This is a genomic window from Amycolatopsis sp. NPDC004625 (assembly GCF_040609695.1).
Classification (GTDB): Bacteria; Actinomycetota; Actinomycetes; order Mycobacteriales; family Pseudonocardiaceae; genus Amycolatopsis.
In genome coordinates, this window is record NZ_JBEXKX010000028.1 from 31,157 (window position 1) to 43,537 (window position 12,381).

Below are 12,381 nucleotides of genomic sequence, written 5' to 3' on the forward strand. Positions count from 1 at the left end.
CGGCTCCGCCCCTGGGAGCCAGGAGAAGCGTCCTCTGCGTCCCGGACGGGCGGAACCCGCCAAGAGTCGGGTTCGGTGACCGTTTCGCCGTGTATGCACGGGAAAGTCCGGCTGCCCGGCCTGCCGAACCTTCAGCGGGTCGATTCCGCGAGGGTGCTCGCCGCCCGGGTTTCCAGGGGGCGGTAGCCCGCCTGGGCGGCGAGCTTGACCGCCGCTTCGCCGTGGGTGCGCGCCCCTTCCGCGTCACCCACGGCGAAAGCGGCTTCGGCGAGGCCTGTCAACGCGGCCGCTTCGCACCACGTGAAGCTGGTCTCGCGAGCGATCTCCAGCGCCGCGGCCAAATGCGACACCGCGTCCGCCGGGCGGCCGAGGCGGAGGCAGGTTTCGCCCAGTGCGGCCAACGCCGACGCCTCGGTGCCGCGGTCGCCGATGCGCCGGGTCAGCTCCACGCCTTCGGCCGCGTCGGCCAGGGCCCGGGTCGCGTCGCCCGCCCGGGCCTCCATGACCGCCCGGCCGGACAGCGCCGCGGCTTCGCCGTACTGGTAACCGAGTTCGCGGTTGGCCGTCAGCGCCCGCTCGTAGAACTCGGCCGCGACGGGGTGGCCGAGGTCGCGGTGGACGTGGCCGAGGTCGACCAGCAGCACGGCCACGCCGAACCGGGCGCCGTCGCGTTCGGCGATGTCCAGGGCGCGGCCGAAGTGGCCGAGCGCCGCGTCGAAGTCACCGACCTGGCCGCAGGCGAACCCGAGGTTGGCCAGCGCCATCGTGATGCCCGGCAGGCCACCCTCTTCGCACAGCCGCAACGCTTCCGAGCCGCACGCGATCGCCTCGTGCGCGTCGCCGAGACGCTGGTGCACGGCGCTCAGGTTGTTGAGCGCCGCGGCGCGCCCGGCCGGCCAGTCCGCCGCCAGCCCGTCGGCCAGGACCGTCGTCAGGTGCGCGCGGGCGTCGGCGTAGCGGCCGCTGTTGACCCCGGCCAGCGCGATGGACAACCGCATCGCCGCTTGCGCCCGCTCGTCGCCGGCCGCCTGGGCCGCGGTCAGCGCCGTCGTGGCCGTGTCGATCCACTCCGTGTGGTGACCGCGGTGGTGGAAGAACGCCCGCAGCGCGTCGGCCAGGTGCCACGCGTACTCGCGCGGGCCCGGTCCCGCCGCGTGCTCGACGGCCGCGGCGAGGTTCGGCCACTCCGTGTCCAGCCACGCCAGCGCGTCCTCGGTGCCCTCGAACGGCTGCGCCGGTTCGGGCCGGGGCAGCCGGAGGAAGTGCGGGATGAGCAGGCGGCCCGCCGCGTCCGCCGTCGCGAGGTAGTGCTCGAACAGCCGCCGCCGCGCCGCGTCCGCCTCGGCGGGGGAGTCGTCGGCCTCGGCGCGCCCGCCCGCGTAGCTGCGCAGCAGGTCGTGGAAGCGGTAGCGGCCGGGCAGGTGCCGTTCGACGAGGTTCGCCGCGGTGAGGGCCTTGAGCTGCTGCCCGGCGCGTCCGTCCGCGACGGCGGCGAGCCGTGCGGCGACCGGCGCGGTGAACGTCTGGCCCGGCACCAGCGCGAGCCGCCGGAACAGCAGCCGGTGCTCGGCCGGCAGCGCCCGGTAGGACACCGAAAACGCCGTCGTCACGGCGCTTTCCTCGGCGCCGTCGACGCTCAGCCCGGCGAGGGGGTCGCCGTCGGCCAGTTCCCGGGCCAGCTCGGCGATCCCGGACACCTCGCCGACGTTCGCCGCGGCCAGCCGCAGGGCCAGCGGGAGGTGCCCGCACAGCCGGGCCAGCTCCGCCGCCGCGGCCGGTTCGGCGGCGACCGCGGGCGGCCCGAGCACCGTCTCCAGCAGCTGCCGGGAATCCTCGGCCGGCAGCACGGACAGCGGTACCGCCGTGGCGCCGGTGCGGGCGATGAGGTCGCCGAGCCGCTGCCGGCTGGTGACGAGCACCGTGCCCGACGGCGGCAGCAGCGGCGTCACCTGCGCGCTGTCGCGGGCGTTGTCGAGCAGGACGAGCACCTGCCGGTCGGCCAGCAGCGAACGCCACAGCGCCGTGCGGCTGTCCGGGTCCGGCGGGATCGCGCGCGGGTCGGTGCCCAGGGCCCGCAGCAGCTGCGCGGCGGCGACGGCCGGGGTGAGCGGCTCGTGGTCGGGGTCGAACCCGCGCAGATCGAGGTAGAGCTGGCCGTCGGGGAACCGGTCGCGGACGCGGTGCGCCCACCGGACGGCGAGCGCGGTCTTGCCGACCCCCGCGGTGCCGGTGACCACGCGGATGTCCGCGCCGGGGCCGGCCGGTTCGCCGAGCCGGGCCAGTTCGGCGGTGCGGCCGGTGAAGCCGCGGACGTCGTGGGGCAGCTGGGCCGGGCGCACCGGCTCGGTCCCGAGCTCCGGCACCGGGTCCAGCGCCGGGTCGGCGGCCAGGATCGCCGCCTCCAGGCGGGCCAGCTCGGGCACCGGGTCGAGCCCGAGCTCGGTGACGAGCCGGGCGCGCAGGCCGCGGAAGGCGGCGAGTGCGGCGTGGGTGCGGCCTTCGCGGTACAGCGCGAGCATCAGCTGGCCGACGAACCGCTGCCGCAGCGGGTGCGCGGCGACCAGCGTCGTCAGCTCGGCGAGCACGTCCCGGCCCCGGCCGAGCCGCAGCTGCGCGTCGATGCGGTCCTCCAGCGCGCTCCAGCGGGCCTCGGTCAGCCCGGCCAGCAGCCGCCCGGCGACGTCGGCCGAGGCGGCGCCGGCCAGCGCGTCACCCCGCCAGAGCGCCAGGGCCTCGTCGAGCAGGGCGACGGCGGTCTCGTCGTCGGCCGCGCGGGCCCGGCGGACGAGCCCGGTGAACCGGTGGGCGTCGACGGTCCCGGGGTCGGCGCGCAGGACGTACCCGTGCCCTTCGGTGACCAGCTCGGGGCCGTCGGCGGCGCGGAACACCGCACGCAGCCGCGAGATCAGCGCCTGGACGGTGTTGCGCGCGCTCGCCGGGGGATCGTCGGGCCAGAGCAGGTCCACGAGGTGGTCCAAGGCGACCGGGTGCGGGGTCTCCAGGAGCAGGACGGCGAGGACAAGGCGTTGCTTGCGGGAGCCGAGGTCGACCGGGTCGCCGTCCGCCGCCGCCTCGACGGCGCCGAGGACGCGGAACTCCACCCGGTCACCTCCATTCACCCGATCGGGGGCTGCAAGCGTACTGCAAGCCCGGTGCAGTGCCGGTCCGTCATCCTGGCGGGGCCGCCGGGCACGCTCCCGACGATGTCCGCGGCCGGCTCGGCCGCCGGTGGGTACCGGCGGATTCGGCTGTCGCTTCCCGGGCGGCACGAGCTGGGGGTAGGACCACCACGGCGATCCCTCCACGATCGCCGTGGTGGCCCTTGTGCGGTCGCCGCGTCTCCGGTGGCGGCCCGGGCGGGTGCGACGCAGAATGCGCGCATGCAGCCGACGGTCGTCCGGGTGGCGCGCCTGGCCGACCCGGCCGGGCCCGCCGACGGCGTCCGCGTGCTCGTCGAACGCCTCTGGCCGCGCGGCACCGCCCGGACCGCGGTGGTCCTCGACGGCTGGTACCGCGGCCTCGCCCCGTCCGACGAGCTGCGCACCTGGTACGGCCACGACCCCGAGCGGTTCGCGGAGTTCGCCGAGCGCTACCGCGCCGAGCTGCGCGAACCCGACCGCGCGGCCGCCCTCGACCGCCTGCGCGCCCTGGCCGGCGACGGCCCGGTGACCCTCCTGACGGCCAGCGGTTCCCCCTCGATCAGCCAGGCCGCGGTGCTGGCGGCCGTCCTCACCGAACAGTGACCCCGCGAGCCGACCGCCTGGGTACGCGAGCCGACCGGTCCGGCGGCCTCAGGAGCGGGTCGAGTCCCGCGTCAAGCGGACCGTCGCCGTTGCGGAGCCCAGCTTTTCGTGCCGGGCCGTCAGCGTGAGCGTTCCCGGCGGCCCCGCGAACGGCCGCAGCCACACCGCCGCCGCGCCCCCGGTCGCGCCGAAGTCCAGCGTCGGGTCGCCGATCAGGTCGCCCGGTCCGGTCAGCTCCAGGGTCACGACGCCGCCCGTTCCCGCGCGCAGCGTCCCGAACCGGTCCCTCGCCGCCACGACCACCCGGGTCGCGTCGGCGCCGTCGGCCCGCAGCTCCGGGTCGTCGGGCACGCAGCTGAGCACGTCCGCACCCCGGTCGCCGCTGAACCGGCGGCTGAGCACCAGCCGCCCGCCCAGGTAGCCGTCGATGCGCAGCTGCGGCCGCTGCCCCTTCGGCACGACGAGGTCGGCCGCGAACGGCGGGTACCGCAGGTGCGGGAAGTCGTCACGCCGGCTGCGCGCCTCGCCGGCGGGCCGGTCGTCGAGGAACAGCAGCAGGCGGTCGCAGTTCGACCAGATCGTCGCGCGTGCCCCGGGCCCGGCCGGCTGAGCGGTGAAGTCCCACGAGAACCCGGGCTCGACGACCGCCCGCACGGCCGGGTCGACCTGCGAGGCGTAGAAAGCCGCCGCGGGCTTGGGGATCCGGAAGATGTCCGACACGCCCGCGTACTTCAGCCCGCCGACCGCCCGCTGCCAGCCCGACGGGTAGTCGAACGCGCACCAGGCCAGCAGCCCGCAGTAGCGGTCGTCGGCGGCCGCCAGCTCGTGGGCCTTCGCGTGCAGCTCCGCCTGCTGCTGCCGGACGCCGGGGGTGTCCGTGCGGCGGTACGCGCGGGCCCCGGCGAGCGTGCCGATCGCCTCCGTCACCAGGTACGGCACCCCCGGCCGCGGCGGGCGCAGCTGGAAGGGCGCCCCGCGCCGGGCGGTGTAGTCGTTGTAGGCCAGGATCTCGACGTCGCCGCCGGCGTACCGCGCGCCCGTGGTGCTGGCCAGCGCCCCGCTCGTCGGCCGGGACGGGTCGAGCTGCCGGGCCAGCCGCCCGGTGCGCCCGTACATCGCCGTCGTGCCGTTGGCCTCGTTCACCCGCGTGCCCCACACGACGATGCTCGGGTGGTTGCGGTCGCGCACGACCATCCCGGCGACGTCGGCCAGGTTCTGCCGCTGCCACGCGTCGTCCCCGACGTGCCCCCAGCCCGGGATCTCCTCCCACACCAGCAGGCCCAGCTCGTCGCAGGCGTCGAGGAACGCGCTCGACTGCGGGTAGTGCGAGCAGCGGACCATGGTGCAGTTGAGCTCGCGGCGCAGGATCTCCGCGTCCCGCCGCTGCACGCGGTCCGGCATGGCGCCGCCGGCGAACGGGTACCACTGGTGGCGGTTGAGGCCGAACAGCTTCAGCCGGCGGCCGTTGAGGAAGAAGCCTTCGGTGGTGAACCGTGCGTCGCGGAACCCGGTCCGCACCACCCGCTGGTCGAGCACCCGCAGCCCGGACCGGACGGTCACGACGACGTCGCACAGGGCCGGGTCCTCGACGTCCCAGAGCCGGACGCCGTCGAGCCCGCCGACGTCGAACTCGACGGTCTTGCCGGCCACCGGCGCGCCGCCGTGGGCGATTTCGCGGCCCCCCTGGCGCACCGACGCGGTCACCTGCCCGGCGACCGGCGCGTCGAGCGTGCACGCCAGGTGCAGCGACCGGCCGGGGGAGAGGACGTCGACGGGCCGGGCGAAGACGTCGGTCAGCCGGATCCGCGGCACCGCGCCGATCGTGGCCGGGCGGTAGATCCCGGCCGGCTGGTAGAAGTCGATCACCGACGGCCCCGCGCTGCGCGGCAGGTTCGGCGGGACGTCCAGCGCCCACCGGCCGTCGACGACCACGGCGAGGACGTTGTCGCCCGCCACGACGTCCGGCAGCTCGACCTCGAAGGGCAGGTAGCCGCCGTGGTGGGTGGCGACGAGCCGGCCGTTGAGGTGCACCTCGGCGTCGGTCAGGACGCCGTCGAAGCGCGCGGTGTGGCGGTCGCCGGCCGACGCCGTGAAGTGCCGGCGGTAGATCCAGCGGTCCTGCCAGGACGCCGGGTCCCAGCCGGTCCACGAAAGCGGCGTCACGCAGTGGGGCAGCTGCACCGGCGAGAGGTCGAGCTCGTCGAACCCGAGCTCGGTGCAGCCGTCGTCGTACCGCCCGAACAGCCAGAAATCGCCCAGCCGCACCGCGGCCGGGCCGGGGGCGGCGGTGCCGGTCGACCCGGCGACGGCGGCGCCGAGCAGCGCGGCCCCGCCCGCGGCGAGGAACCCGCGCCGGGACAGCCGCGGTTGCCAGCCGGACATCGGCGACCTCCCTGCTGCGGGCTCGCTGGTGTTATCGCTTGCACGCGGTAAGACGTCACAAACGATCAGCGGGTTGCTCAGCGCAGGGTCGAGGTGCGGACCACCAGTTCGGGGGTGAAGACGACCTGCCGGTGCTCGTGCCCGGTTTCGGTGGTTTCCGCCAGCAGGAGCTCCGCGGCCGTGCGGCCGAGCCGCCGGCGGGGCTGGCGGACCGACGTCAGCGGGACCGCGGCCGCCGCGGCGAACTCGATGTCGTCGTAGCCGACGATCGCCAGGTCGTCCGGGACGCGCATGCGGAGGTTCGCGCAGGTCTGCAGCAGGCCGAGCGCGACCAGGTCGTTGGCGCAGAACGCGGCGGTCGGGCGGACCGGCCCGGGCAGCCCGGCCAGCCGTTCACCGGCGCCCCGGCCGTCGGCCACGGTCAGCGCCGACGTCGTCAGGTCGACCAGGTGGTCCGGGCCGAGCCCGGCCGCGGCCAGCGCCCGTATCGCGCCGAGCCGCCGGTCGCGGACCTGGCCGACGCTCGGGTGGTTGCCGACGAAGGCGATCCGCTCGTGGCCCTGTTCGAGCAGGTGCCGCACGGCGATCTCGCCGCCGTGGACGTCGTCGACCGCGACCGAGCAGAGCGCGGTGCCGCCGGGGGTGCGGTCGACGACGACCACCGGCGTGCCGCGGCGCGCGATCTCGTGCAGCACCGGTGCGTCCGGGTCCACCGGCGTGATGAGGATGCCCTGGACGCGCTGCTGCTCGAGCCGGCCGAGGTAGGCCGCCTCGCGCGACGGCTGGTGGGCGCTGTTGCAGAGGAACAGCGAGAGGTCACCGGCGTCGGTGGCGTCCTCCATGCCGGCCGCGACGTCGGTGAAGAACGGGTTGCTGCCGTCGAGCATGACGTAGGCCAGCACGCGGCTGCGCCCGGCGCGCAGCTGGCGCGCGGATTCGTTGCGCACGAACCGGAGTTCGGCCATCGCGGCCTCGACCCGCGCCCGGGTCGCCGGGCTCACCCGGTCGGGCCGGTTGAGCACGTTGGACACCGTGCCGAGGGAGACGCCGGCGGCGGCCGCCACGTCCTTCATCCCCGCGGCCCTCGGCTCGGCACCGGGCTCCCTGACCACCATGCGGCCCCCTCTCGGACCGGCTGAGCCCGGGCGTTGAAACGTAACATCACCACTGACTACCTGCAGGAGATGCCGTTTGGCCACGGCTGCGCCAATCCATTGACTTCTTCTTCCGACGCATAGTAGCTTCACCGCACCAGATTTGTGAAACCTTTCAATCCGGAGGTCGCGATGACGCGCCCACACCCCGGCCGGGCCCCTCTGCTGGAGGTGCGCGGCGTGACGAAGTCGTTCGGCGCGGTCGCGGCCGTCGCCGGCGTGAGCTTCGGGCTGCACGCCGGGGAGGCCCACGCGCTGGTCGGGGAGAACGGCGCCGGCAAGTCCACGATCGTCAAGATGCTGGCCGGGGTGCACAAACCCGACGACGGCACGCTGCTGCTGGACGGCGAGGCGATCGAGTTCGGCTCACCCGCCGACGCGAAGGCCGCCGGCATCGCGGTGATCTACCAGGAACCGACGCTGTTCCCCGACCTGAGCGTCGCGGAAAACATCGTGATGGGCCGCCACCCGCGCAAGAGCCTCGGCCGGATCGACCGGGCGGCGATCCGCGCCGAGGCCGAGCGGCTCTTCGCCCGCCTCGGCGTCCGGATCGACCCCGCCCGGCCCGCCAGGGGATTGTCGATCGCCGACCAGCAGATCGTCGAGATCGCCAAGGCGCTCAGCGCCGACGCCCGCGTGCTGGTGATGGACGAGCCGACCGCCGCGCTGACCCGGATCGAGGTCGAGCGGCTGTTCACCGTCGCCCGCACGCTGCGCCAGGAAGGCGCGGCGATCATGTTCATCTCGCACCGCTTCGAGGAGATCACCGAACTCTGCCAGTGCGTGACGATCATGCGCGACGGCAAGCACGTCTCCACCGACGCGCTCGAGGACGTCACCGTCGAAGAGATGGTGAAGCGCATGGTCGGCCGCGACCTCGACGCGCTGTTCCCCAAGCAGGACGTCGAACCCGGCGCGGTCGTGCTCGAGGTCGAGGGCCTGGCTCGCGAAGGCGTCTTCCGCGACATCTCGTTCTCCGTGCGCGCCGGCGAAATCGTCGCGTTCGCCGGGCTGGTCGGCTCCGGCCGCTCGGAGGTCGTCCAGGCCGTCTTCGGCGTCGACGAGCGGGACGCGGGTGTCGTCAAGGTGAGCGGCAAGAAGCTCAAGGCGCACTCGTCGCGGGCCGCGATGGCCGCCGGGATGGCCCTGGTCCCCGAGGACCGGCGGCAGCAGGGCCTGATCATGGACCTCTCGATCGAGCGGAACGTGACGCTGCCGCGCTCGCGGGCGCTGTCGAAGCTCGGCTTCCTGACCGGCGGCAGCGAACGCCAGGAGGCGCGGCACTGGACCGAGCGGTTGCGCACGAAGTACCGGCGGCTCGGCGACCCCGTCGGCACGCTCTCGGGCGGGAACCAGCAGAAGGTCGTGCTGGCCAAGTGGCTGGCGATGGCGCCGAAGGTGCTGATCGTGGACGAGCCGACGCGCGGCATCGACGTCGGCACGAAGGCCGAAGTGCACCGGCTGATGTCGTCGCTGGCCGCCGAAGGGGTCGCGATCGTGATGGTGTCCTCGGAACTGCCGGAGGTGCTGGGCATGGCCGACCGCGTGCTCGTGATGCGGGAGGGCCGGATCGTGGCCGAGCTCCCGCGCGCCGAGGCGACCGAAGACTCGGTCATGTTCGCCGCGATGGGGCAGGGGGCCGCCGCATGACCGTCACCGAGGAGGCCCGCGTGACCGGCGGACCGGCTGTCCACAAGCGACGGTCGTGGACCGCGAACGTGCTGAAGGCCCGCGAATCCGGCATCGTCCTCGCCCTGATCGTGCTGGTCGCGTTCACCGCGACGCAGAACTCCCGCTTCCTGTCCGGGCAGAGCATCCGCGACATCCTGCTGGGGACGGCGATCCTGGCGGTGCTCGCCGTCGGGCAGGCGATCGTGATGATCACCCGCAACATCGACCTGTCGGTCGGCTCGGTGCTCGGCCTGGCGGCGTTCGCCGTCGGCACGCTGATGAAGGACAACCCGGGCCTGCCGGTGATCGTCGCGATCCTGGTGGGGCTCGGCGTCGGCGCGGTGTGCGGCCTGGTCAACGGCGCCCTGGTGCGGTTCGGCCAGGTGCCCGCGCTGGTCGTCACGCTCGGGACGCTGTACGCCTACCGCGGGGTCAGCTACTTCTGGGCCGGTGGGCAGCAGATCAACGCCGACAAGCTGCCGGTGTCCTTTTTGGACTTCGGCACGGCGTCGATCCTGGGCGTGCCGTGGCTGGTCCTGATCGCGCTGCTGGTCCTGGTCGCCGCCGGGATCGTGCTGCGCAGCTACCGCGCCGGGCGCGAGCTGTACGCCATGGGGTCGAGCCCGCAGGCCGCGCAGCTGGCCGGCATCAAGGTCGGCCGCAACACGAGTGTGGCGTTCCTGGTCAGCGGCGCCCTCGCGGGCCTGGCCGGCGTGTTGTTCGCGGCCCGGTTCGGCACCGTGGACGCGGCCGCCGGCACCGGCTACGAGCTCAACGTCGTCGCCGCGGCCGTGGTCGGCGGGGTCGCGGTGTTCGGCGGCAGCGGCTCGGTGTGGGGCGCGGGCCTCGGCGCGCTGCTGCTGACCGTGATCGGCAGCGCACTGGCCGTGCTCGACATCAACCAGTTCTGGCAGCAGGCGATCGTCGGCGCGCTGATCCTGCTGGCCATCGGCGCCGACCGGCTGGTCGCTGTCCGGGTCGCCAAGGCACTCAAGAAGAGGGATTCCCATGTCTGACCAGGGAAACCGGCTCGGCAGGCTGCTCAGCTGGGACGCCGCCGTCGTGCTCGTGACGGTGCTCGTCCTGATCATCGCCTCCGGTGCCGTGGACAACTTCGGCACCAGCCGCAACTTCACCTTCCTGCTGCTCGACCTGCTCCCCATCGCGCTGGTCGCGCTGCCGATGACGTTCGTCATCGTCACCGGTGAGATCGACCTCTCGGTGGCGAGCACGCTCGGCCTGACGTCGGCGGTGATGGGCTCCCTGTGGGACGCGGGCCTGTCGATCGAGACGATCATCCCGCTCTGCATCGTGCTCGGCGCGGTCCTCGGTGCGCTGAACGGCTTCTTCGTCACCGTGCTGAAGCTGCCGTCCCTCGCGGTCACGATCGGCACGCTGGCCCTGTACCGCGGCCTCGCGTTCGTGGTGCTCGGGGACGGCGCGGTCGCGGACTTCCCGCGGGCCTACACGAGCTGGGTCACCGGCACGATCGGCGACGGCCCGATCCCGAACGTGCTGATCCCGCTGGTCGTCGTCGCGCTCATCTTCGGCGTCGTGCTGCACGCGACCCCGATCGGCCGCGGCGTCTTCGCGGCCGGGGCGGGGGAGCAGGCGGCCCGGTTCGCCGGCATCCGCACCGGACGCCTCAAGTTCTGGCTGTACGTCGTCAGCGGCGCGGTCGCCGGGCTCGCCGGGGTGCTGTGGACGCTGCGGTACTCCAGTGCCCGCGCCGACAACGGCTTCGGCATCGAACTGGCCGTCGTGGCCGCCGTGCTCCTCGGCGGCGTGTCCATCTTCGGCGGCAAGGGCACGCTGCCCGGCGTGCTCGCCGGGGTGGTCCTGCTGGCCTCGCTCCAGAACGCCCTGCGCCTGCAGGACGTGTCCAACGAGGCCCTCAACATCGTGACCGGCGTGCTCCTCATCGTGTCGGTCCTGCTCCCCAACATCGTGACTTCGGCCCGCACGGCAGTGCGTCGCCGTCGGCAAGCGGTAACTCCGGAAAGGTGACGAAGATGTCCCGACGGTTCCTCACCGGCAGGCTCCTCACAGGTGCCGTGTCGGCCGGGCTGGTGCTGGTCCTGGCCGCGTGCAGTGGCACGACCAAGAACGACAACGCCGGCTCCGGCGGCCAGCAGTCCACCGCGGCGGCGAACCCGAACGCCGCGGCCGCGACCGGCGTCAAGATGGCGTTCCTGCCCAAGCAGCTGAACAACCCCTACAGCGACATCGAGGTCAGCGGCGGCAAGGCGGCACTGGCCGAGCTGAAGGGCGAGTACAAGCTGGTCGGGCCGAACGACGCCAGCGCGTCGTCGCAGGTCAGCTACATCAACACGCTGATCCAGCAGCAGCAGGACGTCATCGGCATCGCCGCGAACGACCCGAACGCGGTGTGCCCGTCGCTCAACCAGGCCCGCAGCGCCGGCATCAAGGTCGTCGCCTTCGACTCCGACGCCGCCAAGGACTGCCGCGACGTCTTCATCAACCAGGCCACCACCCAGGGCATCGGCGAGGCGCTGGCCAAGCAGGCCAAGGACCTCTCCGGCGGCTCGGGTGAGGTCGCGGTGCTGTCGGCGACGCCGAACGCCACCAACCAGAACGCCTGGATCGACGTGTTCAAGAAGGAACTGGCCAAGCCGGAGTACGCGGGCATCAAGCTGGACAAGATCGCCTACGGCAACGACGACGACCAGAAGTCGTTCCAGGAGGCCCAGGGCCTGCTGCAGTCCTTCCCGAACCTCAAGGTGATCGTCTCGCCGACCACCGTCGGCATCGCGGCCGCCGCGCGGTACGTCAGCTCGTCGAGCTACAAGGGCAAGGTCGCGGTGACCGGGCTCGGCACCCCGAACCAGATGCGCGCCTTCGTCAAGGACGGCACGGTCAAGCAGTTCGCGCTGTGGAACCCGGCCGACATCGGCTACCTCGCCGCTTACGCGGGTGTCGCGCTCAAGTCCGGCCAGATCACCGGCAAGACCGGGGAGAAGTTCAAGGCGGGCAAGCTCGGCGACTACACGATCGGCGAGAACGGCGAGATCGTCCTCGGCCCGCCGACGACGTTCGACGCCAACAACATCGACAAGTTCAACTTCTGACCGATGCCTCGTTACTGCTTCTGCCTGCAGGTCAAGCCCGACCGGAAAGCCGAGTACGCCGAGCGGCACCGGGCGGTGTGGCCCGAGATGCGCCAAGCCCTGCACGACACCGGCTGGCGCAACTATTCGCTGTTCCTCCGCGACGACGGCCTGCTGATCGGGTACGTCGAGGCGGACGACCTCGAAGCCGCACAGGCCGCCATGGCGGAGACCGACGTCAACACCCGCTGGCAGGCGGAAATGGCGGAGTTCTTCACCGGCCTCGACGGCGGCCCGCCGGATGAAGGGTTCCAGCTGCTCGACGAGGTCTTCCACCTCGACGTCCGGGAAGGACAGTGATCG

Annotated in this window: 9 protein-coding genes; 6 read left to right on the forward strand and 3 right to left on the reverse strand. The window is 73.4% G+C overall.

All coding sequences use genetic code 11. The annotated features are described in order from the left end of the window. Positions 1-131 precede the first annotated feature (131 nt). Positions 132-3,101, reverse strand: coding sequence for a BTAD domain-containing putative transcriptional regulator (locus tag ABZW17_RS28645; RefSeq protein WP_354820813.1), 2,970 nt, complete (start codon positions 3,099-3,101; stop codon positions 132-134). A gap of 279 nt (positions 3,102-3,380) precedes the next feature. On the opposite strand from ABZW17_RS28645, the gene ABZW17_RS28650 reads away from it, so the two are divergent. Beyond that, positions 3,381-3,743: a DUF488 family protein gene (locus ABZW17_RS28650; RefSeq protein ID WP_354820816.1), complete on the forward strand. Its 363-nt coding sequence runs from the start codon at positions 3,381-3,383 to the stop codon at positions 3,741-3,743. A gap of 48 nt (positions 3,744-3,791) precedes the next feature. Here the strand turns inward: ABZW17_RS28650 and ABZW17_RS28655 are convergent, their stop codons facing one another. Next, entirely contained in the window at positions 3,792-6,125 is a 2,334-nt protein-coding gene (locus ABZW17_RS28655) for a glycoside hydrolase family 2 TIM barrel-domain containing protein (RefSeq protein WP_354820819.1), read from the reverse strand. 77 nt (positions 6,126-6,202) lie between these two features. After that, positions 6,203-7,240 carry a LacI family DNA-binding transcriptional regulator gene (locus ABZW17_RS28660; protein ID WP_354820822.1) on the reverse strand — a complete coding sequence of 346 codons (1,038 nt, stop codon included), beginning with the start codon at positions 7,238-7,240 and terminating at the stop codon, positions 6,203-6,205. Positions 7,241-7,411: 171 nt separating this feature from the next. On the opposite strand from ABZW17_RS28660, the gene ABZW17_RS28665 reads away from it, so the two are divergent. From ABZW17_RS28665 to ABZW17_RS28685, 5 genes are read left to right on the forward strand one after another with little or no spacing between them, the layout of a single operon-like run. Further along, positions 7,412-8,929, forward strand: coding sequence for a sugar ABC transporter ATP-binding protein (locus ABZW17_RS28665; RefSeq protein WP_354820825.1), 1,518 nt, complete (start codon positions 7,412-7,414; stop codon positions 8,927-8,929). Next, on the forward strand, positions 8,926-9,966 hold the full coding sequence (locus ABZW17_RS28670; protein ID WP_354820828.1) for an ABC transporter permease: 1,041 nt from the start codon (positions 8,926-8,928) through the stop codon (positions 9,964-9,966). Before ABZW17_RS28665 ends, ABZW17_RS28670 begins: the two co-directional genes overlap by 4 nt. After that, complete coding sequence (locus ABZW17_RS28675; RefSeq protein WP_354820831.1) at positions 9,959-10,957, forward strand: ABC transporter permease; 999 nt, start codon at positions 9,959-9,961, stop codon at positions 10,955-10,957. The genes ABZW17_RS28670 and ABZW17_RS28675 overlap by 8 nt, the downstream gene beginning before the upstream one ends. Before the next feature lie 5 nt (positions 10,958-10,962). Continuing rightward, on the forward strand, positions 10,963-12,039 hold the full coding sequence (rhaS, locus tag ABZW17_RS28680) for a rhamnose ABC transporter substrate-binding protein (RefSeq protein ID WP_354820834.1): 1,077 nt from the start codon (positions 10,963-10,965) through the stop codon (positions 12,037-12,039). A 3-nt stretch (positions 12,040-12,042) separates the two neighbouring features. Then, positions 12,043-12,378, forward strand: a complete 336-nt coding sequence (locus tag ABZW17_RS28685; protein ID WP_354820837.1) for an L-rhamnose mutarotase — start codon at positions 12,043-12,045, stop codon at positions 12,376-12,378. The last annotated feature ends 3 nt before the right edge of the window (positions 12,379-12,381 follow it).